The 25989-nt window shown below is 66.9% G+C and carries 21 protein-coding genes and 1 pseudogene; 10 read left to right on the top strand and 12 right to left on the bottom strand.

Translation table 11 applies throughout. The annotated features are described in order from the left end of the window. The first annotated feature begins 31 nt into the window (after positions 1-31). From ACWAT3_RS06735 to ACWAT3_RS06725, 3 genes and pseudogenes are all read left to right on the top strand, one after another. Complete coding sequence (locus ACWAT3_RS06735) at positions 32-799, top strand: lysostaphin resistance A-like protein (RefSeq protein WP_460797723.1); 768 nt, start codon at positions 32-34, stop codon at positions 797-799. After that, positions 792-1640 carry a CPBP family intramembrane glutamic endopeptidase gene (locus ACWAT3_RS06730; protein WP_460796942.1) on the top strand — a complete coding sequence of 283 codons (849 nt, stop codon included), beginning with the start codon at positions 792-794 and terminating at the stop codon, positions 1638-1640. The genes ACWAT3_RS06735 and ACWAT3_RS06730 overlap by 8 nt, the downstream gene beginning before the upstream one ends. A 46-nt stretch (positions 1641-1686) precedes the next feature. Continuing rightward, positions 1687-1779 (top strand): annotated as a pseudogene (locus tag ACWAT3_RS06725) (IS5/IS1182 family transposase); the annotation flags it as partial. A gap of 88 nt (positions 1780-1867) precedes the next feature. Here the strand turns inward: ACWAT3_RS06725 and iolG are convergent. The 7 genes from iolG to iolC are packed head-to-tail and all read right to left on the bottom strand — an operon-like array spanning position 1868 to position 10085. Further along, positions 1868-2878, bottom strand: a complete 1011-nt coding sequence (gene iolG, locus ACWAT3_RS06720; protein WP_460796940.1) for an inositol 2-dehydrogenase — start codon at positions 2876-2878, stop codon at positions 1868-1870. Between the two features lie 28 nt (positions 2879-2906). Beyond that, positions 2907-3824: a sugar phosphate isomerase/epimerase family protein gene (locus ACWAT3_RS06715; protein WP_460796939.1), complete on the bottom strand. Its 918-nt coding sequence runs from the start codon at positions 3822-3824 to the stop codon at positions 2907-2909. Further along, positions 3821-5749 carry a 3D-(3,5/4)-trihydroxycyclohexane-1,2-dione acylhydrolase (decyclizing) gene (gene iolD / locus ACWAT3_RS06710; RefSeq protein ID WP_460796938.1) on the bottom strand — a complete coding sequence of 643 codons (1929 nt, stop codon included), beginning with the start codon at positions 5747-5749 and terminating at the stop codon, positions 3821-3823. Before iolD ends, ACWAT3_RS06715 begins: the two co-directional genes overlap by 4 nt. After that, a complete protein-coding gene (gene iolB, locus ACWAT3_RS06705; RefSeq protein WP_460796936.1) occupies positions 5746-6663 on the bottom strand; it encodes a 5-deoxy-glucuronate isomerase in 918 nt (305 codons plus the stop codon). The genes iolD and iolB overlap by 4 nt, the downstream gene beginning before the upstream one ends. Continuing rightward, on the bottom strand, positions 6663-8231 hold the full coding sequence (locus tag ACWAT3_RS06700) for a CoA-acylating methylmalonate-semialdehyde dehydrogenase (RefSeq protein WP_460796934.1): 1569 nt from the start codon (positions 8229-8231) through the stop codon (positions 6663-6665). The genes iolB and ACWAT3_RS06700 overlap by 1 nt, the downstream gene beginning before the upstream one ends. Positions 8232-8251: 20 nt before the next feature. Then, on the bottom strand, positions 8252-9145 hold the full coding sequence (locus tag ACWAT3_RS06695; protein ID WP_460796932.1) for a Cgl0159 family (beta/alpha)8-fold protein: 894 nt from the start codon (positions 9143-9145) through the stop codon (positions 8252-8254). Next, positions 9138-10085: a 5-dehydro-2-deoxygluconokinase gene (gene iolC, locus ACWAT3_RS06690; RefSeq protein ID WP_460797721.1), complete on the bottom strand. Its 948-nt coding sequence runs from the start codon at positions 10083-10085 to the stop codon at positions 9138-9140. Before iolC ends, ACWAT3_RS06695 begins: the two co-directional genes overlap by 8 nt. 102 nt (positions 10086-10187) lie before the next feature. On the opposite strand from iolC, the gene ACWAT3_RS06685 reads away from it, so the two are divergent. Further along, positions 10188-10952, top strand: coding sequence for a GntR family transcriptional regulator (locus ACWAT3_RS06685; RefSeq protein ID WP_460796930.1), 765 nt, complete (start codon positions 10188-10190; stop codon positions 10950-10952). 25 nt (positions 10953-10977) lie between these two features. Here the strand turns inward: ACWAT3_RS06685 and ACWAT3_RS06680 are convergent, their stop codons facing one another. The 4 genes from ACWAT3_RS06680 to ACWAT3_RS06665 are packed head-to-tail and all read right to left on the bottom strand — an operon-like array spanning position 10978 to position 15725. Beyond that, complete coding sequence (locus ACWAT3_RS06680; protein WP_460796928.1) at positions 10978-12660, bottom strand: hypothetical protein; 1683 nt, start codon at positions 12658-12660, stop codon at positions 10978-10980. Position 12661: 1 nt separating this feature from the next. Continuing rightward, positions 12662-13483, bottom strand: coding sequence for a carbohydrate ABC transporter permease (locus ACWAT3_RS06675; protein WP_460796926.1), 822 nt, complete (start codon positions 13481-13483; stop codon positions 12662-12664). Further along, positions 13480-14445 carry a carbohydrate ABC transporter permease gene (locus ACWAT3_RS06670; RefSeq protein ID WP_460796924.1) on the bottom strand — a complete coding sequence of 322 codons (966 nt, stop codon included), beginning with the start codon at positions 14443-14445 and terminating at the stop codon, positions 13480-13482. The genes ACWAT3_RS06675 and ACWAT3_RS06670 overlap by 4 nt, the downstream gene beginning before the upstream one ends. 2 nt (positions 14446-14447) lie before the next feature. Continuing rightward, on the bottom strand, positions 14448-15725 hold the full coding sequence (locus ACWAT3_RS06665; RefSeq protein ID WP_460796922.1) for an ABC transporter substrate-binding protein: 1278 nt from the start codon (positions 15723-15725) through the stop codon (positions 14448-14450). Between the two features lie 189 nt (positions 15726-15914). Between ACWAT3_RS06665 and ACWAT3_RS06660 the strand changes: the two genes are divergently transcribed. Both ACWAT3_RS06660 and arfA read left to right on the top strand, forming a co-directional pair. Continuing rightward, the gene (locus ACWAT3_RS06660; protein ID WP_460796920.1) at positions 15915-18806 is read left to right on the top strand and encodes a glycoside hydrolase family 2 TIM barrel-domain containing protein; all 2892 of its coding nucleotides are present in this window, start codon (positions 15915-15917) and stop codon (positions 18804-18806) included. Positions 18807-18835: 29 nt separating this feature from the next. Beyond that, positions 18836-20368, top strand: a complete 1533-nt coding sequence (gene arfA, locus ACWAT3_RS06655; RefSeq protein ID WP_460796918.1) for an arabinosylfuranosidase ArfA — start codon at positions 18836-18838, stop codon at positions 20366-20368. 102 nt (positions 20369-20470) lie between these two features. Here the strand turns inward: arfA and ACWAT3_RS06650 are convergent, their stop codons facing one another. After that, positions 20471-21682 (bottom strand): acid phosphatase, encoded by a 1212-nt coding sequence (locus ACWAT3_RS06650; RefSeq protein WP_460796916.1) that lies wholly within the window; start codon positions 21680-21682, stop codon positions 20471-20473. 191 nt (positions 21683-21873) lie between these two features. Here ACWAT3_RS06650 and ACWAT3_RS06645 point away from each other — a divergent pair, with 191 nt between their 5' ends. The 4 genes from ACWAT3_RS06645 to ACWAT3_RS06630 all read left to right on the top strand — a co-directional run bounded on the left by ACWAT3_RS06645 (position 21874) and on the right by ACWAT3_RS06630 (position 25889). Next, complete coding sequence (locus ACWAT3_RS06645; protein ID WP_460796914.1) at positions 21874-23469, top strand: DUF5060 domain-containing protein; 1596 nt, start codon at positions 21874-21876, stop codon at positions 23467-23469. 382 nt (positions 23470-23851) lie between these two features. Then, the gene (locus ACWAT3_RS06640) at positions 23852-24217 is read left to right on the top strand and encodes a MerR family transcriptional regulator (protein WP_460796912.1); all 366 of its coding nucleotides are present in this window, start codon (positions 23852-23854) and stop codon (positions 24215-24217) included. A 101-nt stretch (positions 24218-24318) separates the two neighbouring features. After that, positions 24319-25263, top strand: coding sequence for an aldo/keto reductase (locus tag ACWAT3_RS06635; protein ID WP_460796910.1), 945 nt, complete (start codon positions 24319-24321; stop codon positions 25261-25263). Positions 25264-25460: 197 nt separating this feature from the next. Continuing rightward, positions 25461-25889 (top strand): MarR family winged helix-turn-helix transcriptional regulator, encoded by a 429-nt coding sequence (locus ACWAT3_RS06630; RefSeq protein ID WP_460796909.1) that lies wholly within the window; start codon positions 25461-25463, stop codon positions 25887-25889. Positions 25890-25989 lie beyond the last annotated feature (100 nt).

The raw sequence follows: 25989 nt of genomic DNA, 5'->3' as shown, positions 1-25989 counted from the left end.
GTGCGAAACGAGGCTCTGCCATGATGTGCTCATGACTGAGACTCTGAGGGTGCGACCGCAGGTGTGGATCGGCCTGGCTATCTATGTCGGCTACGTGGTGGTCGTGTTCCTCGTGCAGCAGCTGAGTGGCGTGCCCTACACCGATCTCGGCGACAGCGGGGCGAACCTCTTCTTCGGTGCGGGGCTGTCGTTGATCATCGCTGCGATCCTGCTCGCGATCACCACGACGCTGCTGGGCTGGTGGCGGCCCGCGCTGCGTGAGCAGAAGCGCAGCGTCAGATGGCCGATCATCGCGCCGATCATCATGGTGGTCGCGTTGCTCATCAACCTCGCGTCCACCGATTGGGCGTCGTATGACGGGGCGTTCTTCGCGGCATCCATCGTGCTGATCCTCGTCGGCTTCACCGAGGAGCTCACCACGCGAGGACTGCTGCTCACATCGCTGCGCAGCCGGCTCAGTGAGGGGTGGGTGTGGTTCCTCACCTCGGCGCTGTTCGCGCTCATGCACCTCATCAACGCCGCGTCCGGCCAAGACCTCCTGCCGACTCTGCAGCAGGTGGGCTTCGCATTCCTCGGCGGAACGATCTTTTACATCGTGCGTCGCGTCACCGGCACTCTGATCTGGGCCATGGTCCTCCACGGGCTGTGGGATTTCTCGACGTTCGCGGTGCTTCACGGCACACCGGGTGCCTTCGCTGGCTTCGGCTCCATCGTGTATTTGGGTGCAGGCGTCCTCGCGCTCATCTTCGTCCCGTTCGTGATTCGCGGTGCGCACGAGAGGGTGGGGGTTCGTGCCTGACGAACAGTTCGCGGTGCGCAGCCGTCCCCGCAGCATCTGGCTCGCTCTCCTCGCCGTCGTCGTCTATGTTCTCTTGGCCGCCGGTCTCGGCAATCTGCTGAGCGGACTGGTCAGCGATGACCAGGAACTGGCCCAGTTCTCGCTCGGGCATTTCATCCCGCTCGCTGTCGCGATCGTCGGTCTGCTGCTGTTCCTGAGGTGGACGGGCTGGGGCGCGGACGTGTGGCGGGAACCACCGACCCCGACCCTAACGCCGAGGCGCTGGTGGCTTGTCTCGATCCCCGTGCTCGTGGTCCTGCTGCCCCTCAGCCAGCTCGGCGACGTCCCGTGGATGTCGCGCTCTATCGGGTTCGTCCTCGTCATCGCGGCGGGCACGCTCATGGTCGGGTTCGGGGAGGAACTGCTCATCCGAGGGGTCCTGCTCACCACCATCCGCGCCCGCCATGGCGAACTCGTGACCCTCCTCGTAACGAGCGTGGTCTTCGCGCTCGCCCACATCCCCGGGAGCATCATCGGCGGTGCGTCCCTCGGCGCCATCGCCTTCCAGGTATCGTTCCTCGCCGCGTCCGGCGCCGCCTACTACTGGGTGCGACGCGTCACCGGCAGGCTCTGGGTCGCCATGCTCGCGCACGCTCTCACCGATTGGGTACTGTACCTCGCCTCGGGAGCAGGGACCCCCGCCGCGTCCTTGCCGCAAACTCACTCTTCGGAGGACCCGAACATGTTCGCGGTCACTTTCCAGGTCCTGCTGCTCATCGCAACGACGATGAGCGTCATCAGCGTCATCCGGGAAGACCGGCGCCACAAACGCTCGGCCGCAGTTGCCGCACCTGTGGGTTGACGTGCGGCCCATCGACACGGAGAAGCTTCGGTAGATCGAACAAGGAATCGGCCGTTCCCGGGGCGGGTTGTCGACGAAGATCCACCAGCTCGTCGACGGCAACGGGCTGCCACTGGTCACTCTCGTCACCCAGGGCAGGCCGGCGACTCACCTATGTTTCTGCCCTTGATGAGGCAGCGGCGTGTCGAGCGTGACATCGCATGGACGAGAGCTTTGCCAGACACGCCCTAGCTCACATCGACGGCGACCGAGACGCCTTCGACCGCCGAGCGCTGCGCCGCATCGGCCAGCAGGAGCGCCGCGCGTCCGTCCTCGAATGTCGAACTCGACGACTCACCGCCGCGGGCGAGCACGATGAAGCTGGCCAGCTCCGCCGCGTACGCCTCGGCATAGCGCTGCAGGAAGAAGTCCTCATACGGCGCGCGCGACTCGACCCGCGTCGCGGACGAGTGGCTGGCCAGGCTCGTCGAGCGGTTGGAGACCTGCAGCGATCCCAGAGCCCCGAACGCCTCGACGCGCTGGTCGTAGCCGGTGGCGCTGTGGCGCGAATTGATGATCGCCACGACGGCGCCGGATGCCGCGGTGAGCGTCACCACGGCCGTGTCGAAGTCCCCGTGCTCGCGCGCTCCGGCGTCGAACGTGTTCGTCGCGGTTGCCGAAACCCGGACGATGTCGGGGAGGAAGAAGCGCGCCATGTCGAAGTCGTGGATCGTCATGTCTCGGAAGATGCCGCCGGAGACGGCGACATAGTCCGCCGGCGGGGCGGCCGGGTCGCGACTGACGATCGTCAGCTGCTCGAGTGCACCGATCTCGCCATCGGCGACGCGCGCGCGCACCTCGGCGAACGCCGGGTCGAATCGACGGTTGAAGCCGAGAGCGACCGGGACGCCGGACGCGGCGACCTTCGGCCGCAGCGCCTCGACGCGCGCGATGTCCAGGTCGATCGGCTTCTCGCACAGGACCGGGATGCCGCGATCGACCGCTTGCTCGATAAGGGCGACGTGCGTGGGTGTCGGCGAGGCGATGAGCACGGCATCCACATCGTCGGCGGCGAAGAGCTCGTCGGCATCCGCCGTTGCCCGGCCGCCGAAGCGCTCGGCGACGCCGCGGGCACTCTGGATGAACGGATCGGCGATCCACGTCAGCGTCGCATTCGCGTCGTCGGCGATGTTGGCGGCGTGGACCTGGCCGATCCGGCCGGTACCGATCAGGCCGATGCGCAAGGGATTCTGGGTCACTCTGGGTTCCTTCTCTGACGGTCTCGGCTCACGCCCAGGCGCGCAGCGCCTCGCGGTTGGTCTTCTGGTCGGCGCTGCGGGCGCGCCGGAACGCGTCGATGGCGACATCTGGAGCGTTCAGGACGTCCTGTTCGACGACGATCCAGCCGTCGAATCCGCGTTCCTGCATCGCCGCCATGACGCCGGCGAGGTCGAGGTCGCCTTCGCCGAAGGCGACGAACGCGCCGGACATCCACACCGCGGCCATGTCGCCTCCGGACGCGAGGACGCGATTCAGCTCGGAGCGGTCGACGTCCTTGAGGTGCAGGTGGTTGATCCGATCGCCCCAGCGCGTCACCGCATCCATCGGGTCGCCGCCCGCGATCAGGAGGTGGCCCGTGTCGAGGGTCAGATCGACGTCGACGCCGGCGAGGAAGCGGTCGACTTCCTCCGGCGACTCCACGAAGGTGCCGGCGTGATGATGGAACGTCGGCTCGAAGCCGGCTGCGCGCACCAGGGCGGCAGCGCGCTCGGTGTTGGCGATCAGTCGCTCCCACGCGTCGGCATCCAGTGGGTCCACGGCAGCGCCCTGCCCCGGATGCGCACGGCGCGTCAGCGAGCCGTCGTCGGCCAGCGTGGGCAGCGGCAGGCGCGCGGGGCCGGATGCCGCGGCATCCGAGAAGACGCGCAACGCGTCGTGCAGCGCCGGCAGCGACGCTTCGAAGCCTTCATCATCGGACAGCGGCAGCTGCACCCACCCGCCCGCGAGTTCGAGGGCGTGTGCGTCGAGGCGAGCACGCAGATCCGCGCCACGGCCGAGGAACCCGACCGGTCCGAGGTCCACTCCCCCGTAGCCGGCTTCGGCCAGAGATATGAGCATCTCGTCAGCGGAGACCGTGGCGGCTCCCTCCGGAGTCATCTCGAACACTCCGTAGCTCACCGGCGCTCCGGCCACCGTCGCGTTCATCGCGCCTCCTCTTCGCCCAGCAGCGGCCGCTGGACGGCGCGCTCCTGCTCGTACGCGGCGCGGGCGCGCTGCGTGGACTCGAGCTCCGAGACGGCGGGAACCGGGACGTCCCACCATCCCTCGCCATCCGGCGCGTACAGCAGCGGATCGCTCTCGACGTGGATGAAGGTCGCCCGATCGGATGCCTTCGCAGTCGCGACCGCTGCTCGCAGGTCGTCGATGGCGCTCTCCCCTGGCGCGACTTCGATCACATCCAGACCATAGCTGCGCGCGTTCATGGCGAGATCCACCGGCAGAACGTCGCCGTTCTGGAAGCTCCGCGCATCGGCATCATAGGAGCGGTAGGCCGTACCGAACCGCTCGGAGCCGACGGTCTCGGACAAATGCCCGATCGATGCGTACCCGTGGTTCTGGACGAGGATCACGATGATCTTGATGCCCTCGGCCACAGCGGTGACCAGCTCGGAGTTCAGCATCAGGTACGAGCCGTCGCCGACCATGACGATGACATCCCGGTCGTCACCGAGCGCGTGCAGTCCGCGCTTGACGCCGAGCCCGCCGGCGATCTCGTAGCCCATGCACGAGAACGCGTACTCGACGTGATAGCCGAGCGGATCGCGCACGCGCCACAGCTTGTGCAGGTCACCGGGCAGCGAACCGGCCGCCTGGACGATGACGTCCTCGGGTGCGGTCGACGACTGGACGGCACCGATGATCTCCGATTGGCCTGGCCGGTCGAGGCCGGATGGGGCGAAGGCCGCGTCGACCACGGCATCCCACTCCGACTTCTCACGCGCGATCCGCTCGGCGAGCGCTGGACGCACCGACCATCCGTCGAGCCCGTCACGCAATGCGTCGAGCGTCTCGCGCGCATCGGCGATCACGGGGATCTGCGTGCCGTGCTTGTAGGCGTCGAAGGGCGCGACGTTGATATTGACGAATCGCACGCCCTGATCCTGGAACGCCGTGCGCGATCCCGTGGTGAAGTCGCTGTAGCGAGTACCGATCCCGATGACGAGGTCGGCATCGGCGGCGAGCCGGTTCGCGGCCGACGTACCGGTCGCTCCCACTGCGCCCACGTACTGCGGGTGATCCCACGGCAGCGATCCGCCGCCGGCCTGCGTCGTGCCGACCGGGATCCCGGTGGCATCGACCAGGGCACGCAGCACCCCCTCGGCACCGGAGTAGAGCACGCCGCCGCCGGCGACGATGAACGGACGCTCCGCCGAGCGGATCGCGTCGAGTGCCGTCTTGAGCGCCCGGCGCTCGGGCAGCGGGCGGCGGATGTGCCACTCCCGCTCCTGCAGGAACGCGAGCGGAACGTCGATGCTCTCGGCCTGGACGTCCTCGGGCAGCGCGATCGTGACGGCTCCGGTCTCAACCGGGTCGGTCAGCACGCGCATGGCCGCGAGCGCGGTGGAGAACAGCTGCTCCGGACGCTGCACGCGATCGAAGAAGCGCGAGACCGGCCGGAAGGCATCGTTGACGGTGAGGCCCGTGTCCCACGGCTGCTCGAGCTGCTGCAGGACCGGGTCGGCGACGCGGGTGGCGAACGTGTCGCTGGGCAGCAGCAGAGCGGGCAGCCGGTTGGTCGTCGCGAGCGCGGCACCGGTGATCATGTTGGTCGCGCCAGGACCGACGGATGCCGCGGATGCGAACGTGGCGCGACGGCGGTGGATACGGGCGAAGCCCACGGCCTGGTGCACCATCGCCTGTTCGTTGCGCGCCTGGTGGTAGGGCATGAGGTCCGGGTCGTGGACGTTGAGCTGACGCAGCGCCTGTCCGATGCCTGCGACGTTGCCGTGCCCGAAGATGCCGAACATGCCGGGGATCGTGCGTTCACGGATCTCCCCGTCGACGGTCCACTGCCGCGCGAGGAACTCGACGAGCGCCTGGCTCACCGTCATCCGCTTCGTCGCCGTCATCGATTCGCTCCTTCATCGTCCAGGGGCAGCCGTGGGTCGATTCCCTCGCGCGTCCAGGACTCACGGGTCCACGCATGGGCGGGGTCGTCACTGATGAGCCAGGCCCGCTCAGGGTCAGGGCCGGCCATCACGTTGAGGTAGTAGAGATCGTATCCGGGCGCCGCCACGGCCGGACCGTGGTAGCCGTACGGGATCAGTGCGATGTCGCCGGTGCGCACTCTGGCATCGATCTCGATCTCACCCGCGGGCGACGAGTACGCGCTGAAGAGCCCGAACGGACGCGCTGCGGACGGCGCGCCAGCAGTACGGTCCGGAGCGGATTCGAAGTAGTAGATCTCCTCGAGGCGCGTTTCCTTCCCCGGCACGTGCTCGTCGTGCTTGTGCGGCGGGTACGAGGACCAGTTGGACGACGGGGTGATGACCTCGCAGACGATCAGACGTGCCGCGTCGAGGACCGCTGGCGTGCCGAAGTTGTGCACCTCACGGCTGGCCGCCCCGCCGCCGCGCAGCTCAGACGGCGCAGCGTCGGCGGAGATGTGCTGCACGGGCCCTCCGGTCTCGGACGGCGACGTGGCGACCGCGAATCGGCCGGTCCCTGTGATCGTCGCAGTGGTGTGCGGAGGCAGGTACAGGACATCGGTCGGCCCGGCGAAGACCGAGGGGCGCCCCGTGAGCTCGGTCGTCGCCGCTGCCTCGCCGGAACCGTGGGTCACAGCGAAAGAGCCGGCCAATGGCACGATCAACTGCTCGACTGCACCGTCGGGCAGCTCAAGCAGGCCGCCCTCGACGAGCTCGCCGATGCGGATGCCGGTGTGCTGCCAGCCCGGTATCCGCTCGTCCACGACGCTGTCCCAACCGTCCGCGGCGAGTGCGCCGCGGCGGTGGAACCAGGTCGATGCCGTATCGGCGGACATCAGGCGTTCCGGGGGAAGCCGAGGTTGATGCCGCCGTGATCGCCGGCGTCGCGCTTGGCGGGGTCGATCCATCGCGCGGTGACGGCCTTCTCCCTCGTGAAGAAGTCGAAGCCGTGCGCGCCGTAGGCCTTTGCGTCGCCGAAGAGCGACTTCTTCCAGCCGCCGAAGGAGTGATAGGCCACCGGAACCGGGATCGGCACATTGATGCCGATCATGCCGACCTGCACCTCGTTCTGGAAGCGACGTGCCGCACCGCCGTCGTTGGTGAAGATGGCGGTGCCGTTGCCGAACTGGCCGGAGTTGATGAGCGCGAGGCCTTCGTCGTAGCTCGCCACGCGAACGATCGAGAGCACCGGTCCGAAGATCTCCTCGGTGTACGCACGGCTGTCGGTGGGCACCCGATCGAGCAGGGTGGGGCCGAAGAAGAATCCGTCTTCTGCCCCCTCCACACGGAAACCGCGTCCGTCGACGATGACCTCGGCGCCGTCGGTCTCCGCGATGTCCACGTACTGCGAGACCTTTTCGCGGTGAGCGGCTGAGATCAGCGGGCCCATGTCCGGTTCGATGCCGTCGACGCCAGCGCCGTCGCCGACGTGCAGTCGGCCGATGCGCTCACGGATCTTCGCGATCAGGTCGTCAGCGACCGGCTCGACCGCGAGGACGACCGAGACCGCCATGCAGCGCTCACCTGCCGCTCCATAGCCGGCGTTGATCGCGGAATCCGCGACGAGGTCGAGGTCGGCATCCGGCAGGACGAGCATGTGGTTCTTCGCTCCGCCCAGCGCCTGCACGCGCTTGCCGTGTCGTGACGCGGTCTCGTAGATGTACTGGGCGATCGGGGTCGACCCGACGAAGCTGATCGACTCGACGATCGGCGAGGTCAGCAGACCGTCGACCGCCGCTTTGTCTCCCTGCAGAACCGTGAACACGCCGTCCGGAAGACCGGCCTGCTTCCACAGCGCCGCGAGCCAGAGCGCCGCGGACGGATCCTTCTCGCTGGGCTTGAGGATGACGGCGTTTCCGGCGGCGATGGCGATCGGGAAGAACCACATCGGCACCATCGCCGGGAAGTTGAACGGACTGATGATGCCCACAACACCCAGTGGCTGCTTGATCGAGTAGACGTCGACGCCGGTCGAGACCGACTCCGAGTACGCGCCCTTGACAAGACTCGGGAAACCGCACGCGAGCTCGACGACCTCTTGCCCGCGCAGGATCTCTCCGAGCGCATCCGAGACGACCTTGCCGTGCTCGGCGGTGATGATCTCGGCCAGCTCGTGCTTGCGTGCGTTCAGCAGCTCGCGGAACGCGAAGAGCACAGCCTGGCGCTTGGCCGCGGAGTACGCCGACCAGACGCGGAAGCCGCGCTCGGCCGAAGCGATGGCGAGGGCGATCTCGGCCTCGTCGGCCAGTGCGACCTCAGCGGTGACCGCGCCTGTCGCCGGGTTGAACACGGACGCGGTCCGCCCGCTCGTGGACGCGTGCTCCGCACCGTCGATCCAATGCGGGATCACACGCTGCTCGTGCTGCCGGTCGATCTGCGGCGCAGTGCTCTCAGCAGTGCTCATGGAAGTCTCCTTCTCCGGGTTCAGCGATCGTTGTGGACGAGACGTGCGGCCGTGTCGACGGCTGCGGCGACATCATCGTCCGGTGGGTAAAGGAGCGTGCGGCCGACGGTCAGTCCGCGCACGCCAGGCAGGCACAGGGCGTCCTCCCAGGAGGAGAACGTCTCGTCCTGGTCGTCACCGGCGTCGCCGCCCAGCAGCAGCGTCGGCAGCGTGGTCGCCGCCATCACGCGCTCCATGTCGGGGACGACGGGGAGCTTCATCCAGGAGTAGGCGCTGCTGCCGCCGAGCCCGGCGGCGATCGCGACGGATAGCACGACGGCTTCGGTGGTGAGGTCGTTGACGACGCGCCCGTCGATGCGCCGGCTCATGAACGGCTCCAGCATGATCGGCAGCTGCGCCGCCGCGGCATCCGATACCGCGCTGGCCGTCTCGGCCATCGTGCGCACTGTCGCGGGGTCCTCGAGGTTCAGCCTGATCAGGACCTTTGCGAAGTCCACACCGGCGGCGGCCATGGACGGCACGTCGAACCCGGTGAACCGGTCGTCCATCTCGAAGGTCGATCCGCGCAGGCCGCCGCGGTTCATCGAGCCGACGAGGATCTTGTCGTCGAGCAGGCCGAGCAGGGCGAGGTCGTCGAGGATGTCCGGCGTTCCCAGCACGCCGTCCACGCCCGGATGCGCGAGCGCCATCGCCAGGCGCTCCAGGAGGCGGTAGCGATCGGCCATGGCGTCGCTGCGCTCACCGACGCCGAGCGCGCCACGAGCCGGATGGTCGGCGGCGATGATGAACAGTCGTCCGTCACCGCGTACGAGTGGGCGGCGGGCGCGGGCGGCGTAGGCCTCGCGCACCGCCTGCGGCCGTTCAGCACGCAGACGACGCAGCTCGGCGAAGTCGAGTTCGGTCACGTCACACATCCGTTCCGAGGGCGCGCTCGACCTCGATGGTCGTGGGCATCGCGGTCGAGCACTCGCGCCGGGAGGCGACGATCGCACCCGCCGCATTGGCGAATCGCAGGGTGCGATCGAGCGTCCAGCCCGAGATCAACCCGTGACAGAGGGCACCGCCGAAGGCATCCCCGGCGCCGAGACCGTTGACGACGTCCACGGGATGCGGCGGCACCTCGACCTCCTCATCGCGGGTCTTGGCCAGCACGCCCTTCGGGCCCTGCTTGACGATCGCGAGTTCGGCTCCGCGTTCCAGCAGCGCGTCAGCAGCTCGGCGCGGATCGCTCTCGCCGACCGCCACTTCGCATTCTTCACGGTTGCCGACGACGACGGTGACCTGGGAGAGCAGCGGCTCCACCTGTGCGGATGCCTCGGCCGCGGATGCCCAGAACATGGGCCGGTAATCCAGATCGAGCACGGTATGCGCGCGCCGACCGCGCGCCTGAAGTGCTGCGTGGTGCGCCGCGCGGCTGGGCTCTTGACTCAGGCCGGTGACCGTGAGCCAGAGCACGGCGGCGCTGCGGACGGCCTCCATGTCGAGCTGTGCGGTATCGATGTTCATGTCGGGGGCCTTGGGCTCCCGATAGAAGTAGAGCGGGAAGTCATCCGGCGGGAAGATCTCGCAGAAGGTGATCGGCGTCGCCAGCTCGGGATCCGTGGCGACGAGATCTGTCGCCACGCCGAGTCGGTCGAGTTCGCGCAGCAGGTAGCGGCCGAACGGGTCATCCCCGACCCGTGACACCAACCAGGCACGACGGCCGTGTCGGGCAGCTGCCACAGTGACGTTGGCTGCGCTGCCGCCGAGGTACTTGCCGAACGTCGACACGTCTTCGAGACCGACGCCGTCCTGCAACGGGTAGAGGTCCACGCCGAGCCGCCCCATCGCGAGCACCTCGGGAGCCGGAATCATCGTCATGTCCTAACAATAACACATACGGATGTTTTTGCTTTAGACTGTGACGCGGATATGTAGCATTGCCCTCACGACGAGGTGCTGCAGAAAAGAGGAATCATGGCCGGCGACGAGACCTACTGGCCGGCTGAGCTGTTCGCCGACCTCGAGCGCACCGGGCCTGTGCCTCTCTACTACCAGGTCTCGACGCGTCTCGAACAGGCGATCAAGGCCGGCACGATCCCGACCGGTGCTCGCCTGGAGAACGAGATCGCCATCGCCCAGAAACTCGGCCTCTCGCGTCCCACGATCCGTCGCGCGATTCAGGAGCTCGTCGACAAGGGACTGCTCGTGCGCCGCCGCGGCATCGGAACTCAGGTCGTCCAGGGCCAGGTCGTGACCCGCCAGGTCGAACTCACGAGCCTCTACGAGGATCTCGCGAGCACCCACCACACGCCGGGAACCCGCGTACTCGCGCACGAGGTCGTTCCCGCGACCGACGAGGTCGCGGCCAGCCTCGGCGTCGAGCCCGGTTCCGACGTCGTCTACATCCGCCGTCAGCGCTCGACCGATGGCATTCCGGTCGCGGTTCTGGAGAACTACCTTCCCAGCGACTTCGCCGATGTGACGACCGAGCAGCTCGAGGCGCGGGGGCTCTACCAGGTGCTGCGCGCACGCGGCGTGGCGATCCGCGTCGCCAAGCAGAAGATCGGCGCGCGCCGCGCGGCGGGAGACGAGAACACTCTGCTCGACATCGACAAGGGCGGACCCGTCCTCACTGTCGAGCGCATCGCCTTCGACGATTCCGGACGAGCGTTCGAGTACGGCCTGCACTGCTATCGCCCCGACATGTACAGCTTCGAGACGACGCTCGTCGCGAAGTGAGTCGGTCGATGCCGAGCCGCGGTGCTCACAGCGATGCGCGCTCGGCTCGGAGCGTCACCGTCAGCGTCGCGGGCGCACGACCTGCGATGTAGAGCCGATCCCCTGACATCGCATCCGTCGCGCCGAGGAAGGCGTAGTCCTCTCCCGGCCGGTATCGAGCGAGACCGTGTGTCTCGTGAGCGTCATCCACGGTGACCACGATCGCCGCCTGATCCGCTTCGTATCGCGCCGACCCCGACTCGAGCACGGCCGTGCCGTCCTCGCGGACGTCTACATCCTGAAAACGACCACCGCGGAAGGCGAGCTCCAGCGCCCAGGCGCAGTCCGGCCCATCGATCGCGACTTCGATCGATGCTCCGTCCTCTGTCGGGACGATATCGATCCTGGTACTCAGCGAGACCACGTCGCGACCGCGCTCATCGAAGGACATCGACCCGTAGAAGCGGCCGTCGTCGGTGAGCGCGTACTGCCCTGCCGTGTCCCGCCGAGCGGCGTCGATCGGCTGATAGTAGTTCGCGGACACGGTCTCCACGAGGCGCAGTCGGCCTTCACCGGCGATGAGCGACTCCGAGCGGAACGGGCCGAGACCGAAGAAGTCCCTGGACAGCCGGACGGAGTCGAGCACGGCCGTGCCGGCGAACATCCGCGCGAACGTGGGATTGGTCGCGAGTCCCGATCGGATGCGTCGCACGCGCGGATAGTCCGAGCCGCCGAACACGACGAGACGCCGCTGATCGGTCGCATCCACCACCAGGCCGGTCTGCTCCCAGCTTCCACCGGGCGCCGGCGGCGCAGTCTCCGGCATCCGTCGCCCCACCCGGTCATCCAGCAGCAGTTCGGTCAGCACGGATCCTGGGTGCACGATGCCCTGCGCCTGCGCCTGCCCGGCCGCCCACGCGAAGTCCCCTCGATCCAGCGCAACCGCGAAGCGCCGGTACTGAACGAGATATGGGGCGAGCGGGAAGCGCGCGAGCTGATCCTGCCGTCGCGAGTGCACGGTCTCGACTGTTCCGTCCGGATGGATCATCCCGAGAGTCGATTCGAGGTTGCGCACGACCGCATCCTGGGCGTCCGAGCGGCCGAAGACGTCGGCGATCACGCTCAACGACGGATTGGAGACGTACGCGGCATAGTTGGCGCTGCGCTCCGAATACACGCCGTCCGGCGTGATGTCGATCCCTTCGGCCAGCCACTCGGACACGCGGGAGGCGAGCGCATCGGACGGGCGACGGCGGTGCAGTCGCGCAAGCGCGGCGGAGATCTCCCAGCGGTGGTTGGGGGTGTGAACGCCGCCGGCGAGAAGTGCCGGTTCGATCAGGTCCGCGATCGCGTCCAGTTCCGCGACCAGCGCATCGATCCCGGCGGTGCGCTCATGCCGCACGGTCTCAAGCAGCCGGAGCGTGTCGCACAGATCGTTGACCGTGAAAGCGGAGTCGGGGGGAGAGTCGACGTTGTCGCCACCGATGAAGAGTCCGCTCGGCCCCTGCAACGCACGCAGTGTCGCGACATCCTCGCGCGCGGAGTCGATGAGTGCGGCATCTCCTGCCCTGCCGGACGCGGGCCACAGGTAGGCCGCCACAACCAGCCGCACCCGGTCCATCAGACCACGATGAGCGCGGACCGGATCGGCGCCGGAGGCGAGGACGGCCGAGACCTCGGCATCCACCGCCCCGCGCAACGCGGATTCGAAGGCCTGGTCCGATACCACGTCAGTCCTTCAGGCCCGAGTTGATGTCGGCGTTCATGATCTGGCGCTGGAAGATGGCGAACAGGATCACCATCGGGATCAGCGAGATCACGGATGCCGACAGCAGCACCGACCAGTCCACGTTGTCCGCGCCGACGATCGAGCGCAGCGCCACCTGGAGCGTGTACTGCGACGGATCGCGCAGCACGATCAGCGGCCAGATGTAGTCGTTCCAGCGCCACTGGAACGAGAAGATCGCCAGCACGACGGCGATGGGCTTCGCCAGCGGCAGCATGATCCGCCAGAAGGCGCCGAACTCGCTCACTCCGTCGATGCGCGCCGCCTCGAGCAGTTCGTCCGGAATCGTCTTGAAGTACTGCCGGAACATGAAGATGCCCGTCGCGGTGATGATCGACGGCACGATGATACCCGCAAGAGAGTTGTACAGCCCGAGGTCGCGCACGACGGCGAACGACGACGGCATGATCACCTCGGTGGGGAGCATGGTCGTGGCGAGGATGCAGATGAAGAAGGCCTTCAACCACCACGATTGGTACTTCGCGAACGCGTAGCCGGTCATCGCGCTGACGACAACGGTGAGCGCCGTCGTGACCACAGCCACGATCGACGTGTTGAGGAAGTACCGGGCGAAGTCGAACCGGTTCCACGCGGTCTCGTACCCGCTGACGGTCCAGTCCTTGGGGAACAGCGTCAGAGGCAGACTGAAAAGCTCCGAGCCCGGTTTGAACGAGCTGAGGATGAACCAGGCGACGGGGATCAGGAAGCCGAGCGCCAGGAGCCAGAGCACCACCGTACTCGTGATGCCGATTCGTTTCGCTTTCATGCGAGATCGTTCCTCTTGTCGAAGCGCATCTGGATGATCGCGATGATGATGAGGATCACCATGAGGACCATGGAGGCTGCGCTGGCGTAGCCGACGTCGGCCCGCTCGAAACCGGTGCGGTAGATGTACTGCACGACGAACATGTTCGATGTGCCGGGTCCACCGCCGTTGAGCGCCTGGACCATGGCGAACTCCTTCATCGAGCCGATGGTCGTCAGCAGGACGACCATGAACGAGGTCGGACGCAGCAGCGGGAGCACGATGCGGTAGAACCGCTGCCATCCGTTCGCTCCGTCGAGCTGGGCCGCCTCGAGGTACGACTGCGGGATGTTCCGGATCGCGGCGATGAACAGCAGCATGTTGAAGGCCGTTCCTCCCCATGTGCTGACGATGAGGATCAGCAGCAGCGCCAGGGTCGGGTCGGTCTCCCAGTTCAGACCGTTGCCTCCGACGAGCTCGATGAGGAAGTTGACCATGCCGAAGTTCTCGCCGAACAGCCACTTCCAGATGACGCCCGCGACGATGGGCGAGATCAACCAGGGCAGGAAGAAGATGATTCTGGCCGGCGTCTTGCCCTTGGCTGCCGTGCTGGTCAGCAGGACTGCGATGCCGAGTGCTGCGACGAAGTGCAGCGGCACCGAAAGCAGGGTGTACAGGAACGTTCGCCCGAGCACGGCGTAGAAATCGGGGTCCTGCGCCAGCTCGACGTAGTTGTCTACGCCGATGAAGTCCGGGGACCCGACGCCGGTGTAGTCCGTGAACGAGTACCAGAGCCCGAGAGCACCGGGCCAGACGAAGAACAGGGCGAACAGCACCACCGCGATCGCGATGAAACTGAGCGGCGCCAGGATGAAGGTCGTGGAGCGCCGCCCGGGGCGGCGGACGCGTGGCGTCCGCCGCCCCGTCGCGATGAGCGCGGACGTCTCCGCGCTGCGCCCATCGACGGTCTTGGTGGTGGACACGCTCACTCCTCCAGTGCGCCCAGTTGGTCGGTGAACTGCGCGTTGATGTTCTCGATCGTCGCGTCCACGTCCTGCTCGCCGTTGAGATACTTGACCGTCTCGTCGCGCACCGGGTCGCCGTCGGTCGTCACGCCCTGGGCACCGTACTGCAGCTCCATGGCCTTGATGTCGCCGACGATGGCCGGGGATGCCGCGATGTCCTGGTTGTAGATGTCGAACGCGTCGGCGTGCGCCGTGTACTGGATGTCCAGTCCGTCAACAGCCGGGATGAACGACGACGTCTCCGAGAGCTCGGTGTAGTTCTCCGGCTCGTACAGCCACTCGATGAAGTCGTGCGCCGCCTCCTGCTGCGGACCTTCGAAGACGACGATCGAGGCCGCGTTGCCGTAGTTGGTGGCCCGCTCCTTCTCCGTCGGCATGTAGACGGACGCCCATTCGAAGTCGGCGATGTTGACCGAGAAGTCAGCGATCTGCCACGAGCCCGACACGTAGGAGACGACGTCACCGCTCTTGAAGAGTGCGTTGCCGTCGGCATCCGAGAGCCAGACGGAGCGCGGCATGAACGAGTCGTCGTTCAGGCCGTTGAAGAACTCCAGGGCGCGCGTCGTGTCGTCGTTCGTGCTGAATTCGCCGTCGTCGTTCGGCTGGAAGTAGTCCGAGCCGAACTCATACATCAACGCCTTGAGGCGGTGCGAGGACTTGTCCATGACCATGCCGTAGCTGGTACCCGTAGCCGCCTGCACCTGCTTGACCGCGGCGACGTACTCGTCCCACGTCCAGATGTCGTCCTCGCTGGTCGGGTACGCGACACCGGCCTCGTCGAACAGCGTCTTGTTGATGAACAGCCCGACCGCCGTGATGTCCGACGGGAGGGAGATGACCTTGTCGCCGTCCCAGTCGCTCAGCTCGGTGCGGATCTCGCTCCCCTCGGTGATGTCGGTCAGATCGGCCGTCGCGCCGCGCCACACGGGGTCGACGGAGCCGACCCTGGCGATCGCGGGGAGATCGTTCGCCTGAGCGGAGTTGCGCAGCTTGGTGGCGAGGTCGTCGTTGGCGATGTCGACGATCTCGACCTTGACCCCGGTCTCCTCCTCATACTTCTCCGCCATGTGGGCGTAGCCGCCGCCCTGATTCGCATCCCCCGAGAGGAAGAACTGAATGGGCTCGTCGGACGAACCGGCATCCGTCGAGCCGCTGCAGCCCGCGAGTGCGACCGCGCCGACCGCAACAGCGGCCACCGCGATGGAGAACCGCAACGGGGTCTTACCTGAACGCTTCATTGGAATTCCTTTCACCCGGAGGATCCGGGCCAACGTCATTGTCGAGTTCACTAACGTTTTCGATGCTGTGGATGCGTCCGTTGCAACGGGTTCGACAACCGGGCGCTGATATGATGTTAGGACATTATTGCAAAGTTGACAATCATTGTCCGACACGCCCGCCTGACCCATCTCATCGCTGAGGAATCCATGGACATCGCGACCACCCGCCCCGGCTCCGGCTCACTTCCGCCTCGGGCACGACTGCACTCCGACGCGCCGCAGCAGTCACTCGCCGGCAGCTGGCGATTCCGTGTCTCGCCCACGCTGCGCAGCGCACCCGCCGACTGGCGCGGCGCCGACACCGCCGACTGGGGCGATATCGAGGTCCCCGGTCACTGGAATCTGCAGGGCTATGGCTCCCCCTCCTATTCGAACGTGCAGATGCCGTTCCCTGTCGACCCGCCCTACCCGCCGGATGCGAACCCGATCGGCGACTACCGATACGACTTCGAAGCGGATGCCGACGTCCTGGCTCATGAGGCGCAGTGGCTGCGCTTCGACGGCATCGAATCGGCGGCCGAGATCTGGTTGAACGACGTCCTGCTCGGGACGACGCGCGGCAGTCGACTGACTCACGAGTTCGATGTCACCGGGATCCTGATCTTCGGAATCAATCGTCTGGCCGTGCGAGTGGCGCAGTTCAGCGACGCGACCTACCTCGAGAACCAGGACATGTGGTGGCTGCCGGGCATCTTCCGAGACGTCGCGCTTCTGGCGCGACCGGCCGGGGGGATCCGCGATGTCTTCGCCCGTCCCGACTACGACCCGCTGACCGGGGCCGGGACCCTGCTGCTCGACGTGGAAGCCGATGGCGACGCGCGCGTGCTGATCCCCGAGCTGGGGATCGACCGGCCCGCCAGCGGAGCGATCGAGGTCGGCGATGTCGATCCGTGGTCGGCCGAGCGTCCTCGACTCTACGACGCCGTCATCACGACCGCGGCAGAGACCGTCGAGCTGCGACTCGGCTTCCGCCGCATCGAGGTGGCAGGCTCCCAGCTCCTCGTGAACGGTGTGCCGATCATGCTACGCGGCGTCAACCGTCACGAGCACAGGGCGAGGCACGGTCGCGTGTTCGATCGCAACGTCGCCCGCGAGGAGCTTCTGCTCATGAAGCGGCACAACATCAACGCCGTGCGCACGTCGCACTACCCGCCGCACCCGGACGTGCTCGATCTGTTCGACGAACTCGGGTTCTGGATCATCGACGAATGCGATCTGGAGACCCATGGCTTCGAGCACGTCGGCTGGCGCGGCAACCCGAGCGCCGACCCGATCTGGCGTGACGCGTTCCTGGATCGCATCCGGCGCACGGTCCGCCGAGATCAGAACCACGCGAGCGTGATCATGTGGTCACTGGGCAACGAAGCGCATGCGGGCTCGAATCTCGAGGCCATGGCCCGTTGGGCGAAGGCCGCCGACCCGAGCCGTCTGATCCACTACGAAGGAGACAGGGAGAGCCGCTACGTCGACGTGTACTCGCGCATGTACGCGCCGCATGACGAGGTGCGTGCGATCGGCGAGGAGGGCCTGCGGCCTGCGCCGATGGATGCCACGGATGCCGAACTGCACCGCCTCGAACTGCCCTTCCTGCAGTGCGAGTTCGCGCACGCCATGGGCACGGGACCCGGCGGCCTGCAGGAGTACTGGGACCTGTTCGAGCAGTACCCGCGGATTGCGGGCGGCTTCGTCTGGGAGTGGATCGAGCACGGCATCGCTGTGGACGATCCCGACGGCACGACGCGCATTCTGTACGGCGGGGACTTCGGTGAGGTGGTGCACGACGGCAACTTCGTCATCGACGGACTCGTCGACGCGGAACGCAATCCTCGGCCAGGGCTGCTGCACTACGCAGCGGTGATCGCACCGGTCACGATCGACGTCAGCACGGATCGGCGCACCGCACGCATCGGCAACAGGTTCGACGTACTCGGTCTCGACGACGTGCTGCTGCGCGCGACACGGGTGGTCGACGGAGAGCTGATCGGCTCCTGGGACCTCGAAACAGGGACCTGCGCCGCGCGATCGTCTGTCGTCATCGACCTTCCGATCGAATGCCGGACGGATGCCACGGCGCGCATCGCCGACGTCCTGACGATCGAGGCCGTCACCCGGTCGGATGCCCCGTGGGCCGCGGCGGGACACGTCCTCACCAGCGGGCAGCAGGTGCGCGCCGCGGAGCCCCTGATAGCCGCCCCGTCCCCCGTCGATGCGTGCGAGGACCAGGTGGGGGCCGCACGATTCGACCCGGTGACCGGGCAGCTGACCCGCCTGGGCGGGATCGACGTCGCCGGACCGACGGTCGGCCTGTGGCGCGCGCCGACGGACAATGATCGGGACCTCGGGGACGACGAACCCGACCTGCCCCCGTATGCCGAGAGATGGCGGGCAGCGGGCATCGACCGGCTCATGACCCGCGTGCGGGACATCTCCGTCGAGGGCGCGGCGCTCGTGGTCCGCACCAGAACCGGCACGCCGATCCTGGACAGCGCCGTCGACGCGCGATTCACCTGGACCGCCGTCGCCGATGGCGTTCGCCTGGATGCGCAGCTCGATCCGAACGATACCTGGACAACGGAATGGGCAAGGCTGGGCCTGGACCTCGTGCTCGCCTCGGCGCCGCTGAGCGCCGCGATCGCCGGGCTCGGACCGATGCCGAGTTACCCCGACCTGCGCTCCGGTGCGCGGTTCGGGTGGTGGGACCTGGACGCCGACGATCTCACGGTCGACAACGTGCGCCCGCAGGAGAGCGGTTCGAGGATGGGCGTACGCGACGCGCGGATCCGCACCGAGCAGGGCGTCCTGCACATTCGCGCGCTCGACCAGCCGTTCGCACTGACCGTGTCGAGGCACAGTCGCCAGGCGCTCGCGGCTGCGGCACACAACTGGGAGCTGCCCGACGACGGCCGAACGTTCGTGTCGATCGATCTCGCCCAGTCCGGCGTGGGAACGGCGACCTGCGGACCTGGAGTCCTGCCCCGCCACCGCCTGCCCGCACGCGCCGGGACGACCTCGCTCCTGCTGCGCCACGAATCCGCCTGATCTGCTGACCAATCCGTGGAAGGACGACCATGACCACTGAGAGCACCGCGAACGCCCGCCTCGACCCGAGCCGCACGATCGCCGATATCGACCGCCGGATCTTCGGCGGATTCGTCGAGCACCTCGGGCGCCACATCTACGACGGCATCTTCGAACCGAGCCATCCGACCGCGGACGATGAGGGTTTCCGCACGGACGTCATCGACCTCGTCAAGGAGCTCGGAGTCTCGACGATCCGCTACCCCGGCGGCAACTTCGTCTCAGCGTATCGCTGGGAGGACGGCATCGGGCCGGTCGAACACCGCCCGCGCCGGTTGGATCTCGCGTGGCATTCGACCGAGACCAACGAGGTCGGCCTGCACGAGTTCCAGGCGTGGCTGGACCGCGTCGGCAGCGAACTCATGCTGGCGGTGAACCTCGGCACCCGGAGCACCGAGGAGGCGCTCGATCTGCTGGAGTACGCGAACGCGGACACCCGGACGTCCTGGACCAATCAACGAGCAGCGAACGGGCGACCCTCTCCGTTCGGAGTGAAGATGTGGTGCCTGGGCAACGAGATGGACGGCCCGTGGCAGGTCGGGCACCGCAATGCCGACGACTACGGCAAGCTCGCCTCGCGCACCGCCAAGGCGATGCGGATGCTGGACCCCACGATCCAGTTGGTCGCCTGCGGATCCTCGGGGCGGGACATGCCGAAGTTCGGAACGTGGGAGCGGCAGGTGCTCGAGCACACGTTCGACGACGTCGACTTCATCTCCTGCCATTCCTACTACCAGGAGCACGACGGCGATGCGCAGGAGTTCCTCGCCTCGGGGGCCGACATGGCGCGCTTCATCGAGTCGGTCGTCGCGATCGCCGACGCAGTCGCCGCCACAAAGAAGAGCGACAAGCGGATCATGATCTCGTTCGACGAGTGGAACGTCTGGTACCTCTTCAAGGAGGACGGCACGGAATCGGGCCACGAGTTCAAGGGCGGAGAGTGGCCAGTGGCGCCCCGTCTGCTCGAGGATCAGTACAGCGCTCTGGATGCCGTCGTGTTCGGCGACCTGCTCATCACGCTCCTGCAGCACGCCGACCGCGTGCGCAGCGCCTCGCTCGCTCAGCTGGTCAACGTCATCGCGCCGATCATGACAGAGCCTGGTGGCCCGGCGTGGCGCCAGACCACGTTCTTCCCGTTCTCGATCACGTCGCGTCTCGCTCAGGGCCGAGCGGTGAGCGTTCCCGTGACGGGCGCCACCGTGGCATCGACGAAGCTCGGCGACGTGCCGGCCGTGAACGCGGTCGCGACCATCGACGAGGATGGCGTCTCCCTGTTCGTCGTGAACCGTTCCGTCCGAGATGCCGCAGCCCTGCACATCGACCTCGCGCCACTCGTGCGGGAACTCGGACGCGACGTCACCGTCGCCGAGTCGCACCTGCTACACGATGCGGACATCTATGCGGCGAACACGCTGACCGATAGCGAGCGCGTGGGCGTCCGGACAGCTGACGCAGCAGTCGCCGAAGGCGTGTTGTCGCTCGATCTGCCCGCCGTGTCGTGGGCGGCCCTTCGTCTCGTCTGATGCCGGCATACGACCGCCAGCTGAGCCAGGACGACACCTGAGCGGGTGCAGACAGCCCGGGCCGCGGATGATGCCATCCGCGGCCCGGGCCCGTTCGACGCTTCAGCTCTTGCCGCTGTTCACGTGGACGCGCCCCTTGCCGTCCACCGTCACGTGAGCGCTCATGGCCGCCGCCAGATCGATTCGCTGCCATGACGCGGTGGAGTGCACGCTGAGATCGAGCGGGTAGCCGGAATCGATCGCGGTCTGCTCGAGCACGTCGATGCGCTGCGCTTCGGTGAGGTCAGGGTGACTCGAGATCAGCAGGGCCGCCGCAATACGCGGAACGTCCATCGGCACGCCGGGTTGCCCGATCTGGTCGAAGCCGTACGTGAGTCGGTCCCGGTACAGCTCTTCGGCATCCTTCGTTTTCATGTACGCGGTGTCCTGCGCGATGCATGCCGTGAGAACCGCGCCGCAATCGGCTTCGATGACGGCATGCAGCTCAGCGCTGGCCGCCTCGAGGAGCTCGCGGAACTCCGGATCGGCCCAGCGCTTGGCGATGGCGGCCTGCCCCATCATGCATCCGCCCATCACATCGAGCGGATAGTGCATCGCCATGACCACGCGGTAGTTGCCGGATTCGGACGTGCGCGCCAAGATCTGCGCCGACAGCTCGGGCAGCAGCGTGGCCAGCAGAGTCCCTTGCCAGAAGGCCTGGTTGGTGTGTCCACTGGGGTAGGAACCGCTCGTCGAGCTGTACGCGTCTCCACCTTCCTTATCGCGGTACACCACCTCATCCGGTGCGACGATGTACGGCCGGTCGTAGTCGAAGTAGTTCTTCGACGGATTGGTCGACTCGCTCTGCGCGCGGCCGCCGTCTTTGTGGATCAGCTCGACAGTCTTGGGAAGACGGCCCTCCGTCCACGCTCGCTGATAGATCTCACCGAGTCGCTCGCCCAGCGCGTCGCCCATCGTGTACGACATGTCACCGTACTCGTCGACGATCGCCGCAGCCGATTCTTCGGCGTCGGCGTTGCGATTGATGTCCAGCGTCTTGGCGAGGTTCTCCGCGAGAACCTCCGGATAGCTCGCCTCCAGCGTGGCGAACCCGGCGAGCAGCGGGACATAGTCGACCGTCCGGTCGGACTCGTACACCTCCTCGAGTTGGTCGGGGGTGAACGCCTCCGGCGCCGGCGACGCGATCGGGGCGGGCTTACCTGCGATCTGCGTGTTCCATGACGCGCATCCAGTCATGGACATGGATGCGACGAGGACGAGGGCCAGTGCGGACGCCGGGGAGGAGCGGGTGGGTTTCTTCTTCGAGGACTGCATGGGAGTCTTTCGTTCGTCGTTGAATGCTTGCACATTCTAATGTCCTCACAATTTGCGCGGCAAGCCCGGCGCGCCGCATCTCGGGGATCCATTCACTGCATAACCATTCGGCCTAGCGAGAATACTCATCGCTTTGTACTCTGTGCGAGGACGCTCGTCCACATCACGAGAGAGCATCGAGAGGATGATCGATGGAGATCACGCGTAGAACCGTCCTGACCGGAGCAGCGGTGCTCAGCGCCGCTGCAGCGGTCGGGCTCCCCACCGGAGCGAACGCGGCCACCACCACCCAGACTCGGCCAGTGGCCAAGCCGTCGGCCGTCGAGCGCTGGGGTTTGTACGAGATCGAGGTCAAGGGACCGGACAAGGGCAATCCGTTCGTCGACGTCGTGCTCGCCGGCGTGTTCCGTCTGGCAGACCAGAGCATCACGGTGCCCGGCTTCTACGACGGCGACGGCATCTACCGCATCCGCTTCTCGCCGCCGCAGACCGGCCAATGGAAGTGGAGCATCGACAGCAACGTCCGGTCGATGCGCAAGTCGGGCACGGTCACGGTCGTCGACCCGTCCGAGGGCAACCATGGGCCCGTGCAGGTGTCGCCGGATGGCTATCACTTCGTGTACGCGGACGGCTCGCCGTACCACCAGATCGGAACGACGTCCTACTCCTGGGCGCAGCAGCCCGAGGAAAAGGTCCAGACCACGCTCGCAACGCTCGGCGCGTCGCCGTTCAATAAGATCCGTATGCTGTTCTTCCCGAACGTCCCGTCCGAGGCTGTCGACCCGTTCGTGCGCACCGGGCCGGGTCCGCGGGACTGGGACGCAACGCGCTTCGATCCGGCCTACTTCCGCCTGTACGAGAGCCGGATCGCGAGCCTCTTGCAGCTGGGCATCCAAGCCGACGTCGTGCTGTTCCAGCCGTACAAGGCCGACATCGGATTCTCCGACATGGCGCGCGCGGACGACGAGAGGTACGTGCGCTACATCACCGCGCGGTTCGGCGCGTACCGGAACGTCTGGTGGTCGATGGCGAACGAGTATGACGACAACGAGACCAAGACGCTCGAGGACTGGGATCACCTGGGCGGATTCCTCAAAACCGTCGACCCGCACGGCCGACTGCGCTCGATCCACAACAAGAACATCTACTACGACGCGCGAAAGGACTGGGTGACGCATGCCAGCATCCAGAGCGGCGGCGCCGCCATGGACGGCATCCGGGCGCATCTGCACCGGCAGTTCGCACTGAAGCCAGTCGTGTTCGACGAGGTCGCCTACGAGGGCAATATCGATGCGCGTTGGGGCCAGCTCTCGGGCGAGGAGATGACCGACCGGTTCTGGAACACGTTCGTCGGTGGAACGTACTGCGGCCACGGCGAGACACTCAACGAAGCCAAGAGCCCGAGCACCTCATGGTTGGGCCAGGGCGGGGTCCTCAACGGCACCAGCGCGCCACGCCTCGCGTTCTTGAAGCAGATCATGCAGGACGGTCCCGCCACGGGCATCAATGCACTCCAGCCAGACTGGGGCTACGACATCGGTGGCGTCGACAACGTGTACTACATGAAGTACTTCGGCACGAGCGCCCCGACCTCGTGGGAAGCGATCCTGCCGAGCGGCAACGGGCGCACCTTCAAGGCCGACGTCATCGACACGTGGAACATGACGATCACTCCGATCGGAACCTTCACGATGGCAAAGGCCGACGGCGGCTCGCAGGATGCCAGCCGCCCGACGATCGATCTCCCCGGCACCCCGTGGATGGCGGTGCGCTTCACCGTCGTGTGATCGCGGAGAATCTGTGACGCGCCTCCGGAGTCGATCACCACGACTCCGGAGGCGCGTCGCACGATGTCCTCGAACAGGCGAGCATCACGCCTGGAGTCGCGCGGCCAGGGAAAGGACTGCGGGAGATTCTCCTGCCCTGAAGACCGATGAGGGTGCTTCGCCATCGCCTCGGGCGTCGCGTCGATGCGCAGCAGTAGCGTGCGCCCGCGTCGACGCGACCGAATCGGATGGACCTGCCCAGGCCCATCCGTTGATCGCAGCGAGCGGAAGACGCAGCAGGTACCGTAGCCCACAGGTGACGCACATCGACGCCTTGGCGTGGAGCGCGCAGCAGGTCCCCGAATCCGATTACGGCAGCCACCGGCGCGAGAAGAAGGTGCCCATGTCACACACCCTCACCCCCCACGCCGCAGCGACGCGCGCTGGCGTGTCGCTCGACACCCTGCGCTATTACGAGCGGGAAGGACTGATAGGACCGATCCAGCGGACGGCCGGCGGCCGCAGGGTCTATGGAGAGGACGATCAGTTCTGGATCGGTCTGGTCACTTGCCTGCGGGATGCCGGACTGGGCATATCGGAACTGCGGGCGTTCACCACGCTGCTCCGAGGCGAGGGCGATGCCTCCGACCGTGTCGCCTTTCTCCGACACCATCGGAGCGAGCTGCAGGAGCGGATCGCGCGCATCGAGCTCGCGATCGGGGTTCTGGACGACAAGATCGCCTACTACGCGGAGAGAGTCGACGGCTGACCGATGCCCTCCGATCGACCCGGTCGAACGGAGGGCATCTCGCGATCGACAGTGTCGCGGCCCCTTGACCTGGAGCGCGCTCCAGCATCCAGCATGGCGATATGACGACTTCATTCGACACCCCTCAGATCGTTCTCGGGACCATGGACCACGGCACGCGCGTGGAGCAACGCACCGCCTTCCGTCTGCTGGACCGCTTCGTCGAAGCCGGCGGGCGTTGGCTCGACACCGCTGACTGCTACTCCTTCTGGAACGACCCGAGCGGCGTCGGCGGAGCCAGTGAACGCGTGCTCGGAGCATGGTTCCGGGCGAATCCTGGCGTGCGGTCGACGATCGGCGTCGCGACCAAGGTCCGACAGAATCCCCTGGTGGCGCATTCCTGGCCCGAGAGCGCGGAAGGGCTCTCCGCCAGCGCGATCCGAACAGGCCTCGATGGCAGTCTCGACCGGCTGGGGATCGATCACGTGGATCTCCTCTGGGCGCACGCCGAAGACCGGAGCGTGAGCCTTTCGGAGACAGTGGCCGGTTTCGGCGAAGCAGTAGCCGAGGGGCGCGCGACGCGGATCGGAGCCGCCAATCATGCGTCCTGGCGTGTCCAGCAGGCGCGCGATCTCGCCCGACAGCAGGGCGTCGAGCCGTGGTCCGCCCTGCAGCTGCGGCACTCTCTCGCGCAGCCCCGGCCGGGGACGTCGGTGCCGGAGGCGGGCCACAAGCTGCTGACTCCGGACGATCTGGATTTCGCACGGTCGGAAGGCCTCGGACTCTGGTGCTACACGCCGCTGATGATGGGCGGCTACACCCGCGAGGACCGCCCCTTCTCGGCGGGCTACGCGCACCCCGGAACCGAGCGGGTGCTCCATGTACTGGAGGAGACCTCGAGAGAAGTGGGCGCCACACCCAATCAGGTGGTGCTCGCCTGGCTGCTCGGTCAGGGCCTCTCCCCCATCGTCGGCGCAAGCAGGGTGGAGCAGCTCGACGAGGCCATGGGAGCACGGTCGCTCGTGTTGACCGATCAGCAGATGCTCCGATTCAGCGAAGCACGCTGAATCGGAGACGCGGCCGCGGCCCAAAATTCCGTGATCAAACCGTTGCATTCGTTACCGGCCCGTTATAGAGTGATCGCACGGTGAATGTTTGCTGTGGCATCCACCGCATGTGATTGCAGGACACTCTTGGTGCAAGGGACAAGGGCCGGTCGGAAGCCTCTCCGACCGGCCCTTCACGTTGCCGCTACGCTGAGATCGTGACCGACCGGAACCTGGCCATCGCCGCATGGGAGAGCCTGTTCCGCGCGCAGCACGAATTGTTCGCCAGGATGGCCGCCGACTTCGACGGAACCGATCTCGCCCAGGCGGAGTACGACGTGCTCCTCACTGTGACACGCGCGCCTGACATGACGGCGCGCCTGCGCGACGTCACCCAGAACATGCTGATCAGCCAGCCCAGCGTCTCGCGCCTGATCGACCGGATGGTGACTCGCGATCTCGTCACGAAGCACCCAGACCCCGAGGACGGCCGCGGTGCACTGATCCGCGCGACGGATGCCGGGGCGCGCGCTTTCCGGAGCATCGCCCTGGTCCACGGACGCTCGATCGCCGAGCGCATGTCGAACCTCGACGACGACGAGCTCCGCACCCTGTTCACCCTGACGGAGCGGCTGCGCTCTCAGTAGGCACCGCCGCGACGGGATCCCGAACGCGTGCGCGGCATTCGATCTGGCATAGTCGAAGCCATATGTAGTCGCCGCGACGTCCGCGGTTCGACTGGGAGGG

This window comes from Microbacterium sp. GXF0217, assembly GCF_054798195.1.
Note: the sequence above shows the minus strand (reverse complement) of the source record. Positions and strands in the feature narration are given on the sequence as shown.

Bases quoted from the DNA above. Each gene is read 5' to 3' on its own strand.
- ACWAT3_RS06735 (WP_460797723.1), top strand. From the start codon at position 32: ATGACTGAGACTCTGAGGGTGCGACCGCAGGTGTGGATCGGCCTGGCT.
- ACWAT3_RS06715 (WP_460796939.1), bottom strand. From the start codon at position 3,824: ATGAACGCGACGGTGGCCGGAGCGCCGGTGAGCTACGGAGTGTTCGAG.
- iolD (WP_460796938.1), bottom strand. From the start codon at position 5,749: ATGACGGCGACGAAGCGGATGACGGTGAGCCAGGCGCTCGTCGAGTTC.
- iolB (WP_460796936.1), bottom strand. From the start codon at position 6,663: ATGTCCGCCGATACGGCATCGACCTGGTTCCACCGCCGCGGCGCACTC.
- ACWAT3_RS06700 (WP_460796934.1), bottom strand. From the start codon at position 8,231: ATGAGCACTGCTGAGAGCACTGCGCCGCAGATCGACCGGCAGCACGAG.
- ACWAT3_RS06695 (WP_460796932.1), bottom strand. From the start codon at position 9,145: ATGTGTGACGTGACCGAACTCGACTTCGCCGAGCTGCGTCGTCTGCGT.
- iolC (WP_460797721.1), bottom strand. From the start codon at position 10,085: ATGATTCCGGCTCCCGAGGTGCTCGCGATGGGGCGGCTCGGCGTGGAC.
- ACWAT3_RS06685 (WP_460796930.1), top strand. From the start codon at position 10,188: ATGGCCGGCGACGAGACCTACTGGCCGGCTGAGCTGTTCGCCGACCTC.
- ACWAT3_RS06675 (WP_460796926.1), bottom strand. From the start codon at position 13,483: ATGAAAGCGAAACGAATCGGCATCACGAGTACGGTGGTGCTCTGGCTC.
- ACWAT3_RS06665 (WP_460796922.1), bottom strand. From the start codon at position 15,725: ATGAAGCGTTCAGGTAAGACCCCGTTGCGGTTCTCCATCGCGGTGGCC.
- ACWAT3_RS06660 (WP_460796920.1), top strand. From the start codon at position 15,915: ATGGACATCGCGACCACCCGCCCCGGCTCCGGCTCACTTCCGCCTCGG.
- arfA (WP_460796918.1), top strand. From the start codon at position 18,836: ATGACCACTGAGAGCACCGCGAACGCCCGCCTCGACCCGAGCCGCACG.
- ACWAT3_RS06650 (WP_460796916.1), bottom strand. From the start codon at position 21,682: ATGCAGTCCTCGAAGAAGAAACCCACCCGCTCCTCCCCGGCGTCCGCA.
- ACWAT3_RS06645 (WP_460796914.1), top strand. From the start codon at position 21,874: ATGGAGATCACGCGTAGAACCGTCCTGACCGGAGCAGCGGTGCTCAGC.
- ACWAT3_RS06640 (WP_460796912.1), top strand. From the start codon at position 23,852: ATGTCACACACCCTCACCCCCCACGCCGCAGCGACGCGCGCTGGCGTG.
- ACWAT3_RS06635 (WP_460796910.1), top strand. From the start codon at position 24,319: ATGACGACTTCATTCGACACCCCTCAGATCGTTCTCGGGACCATGGAC.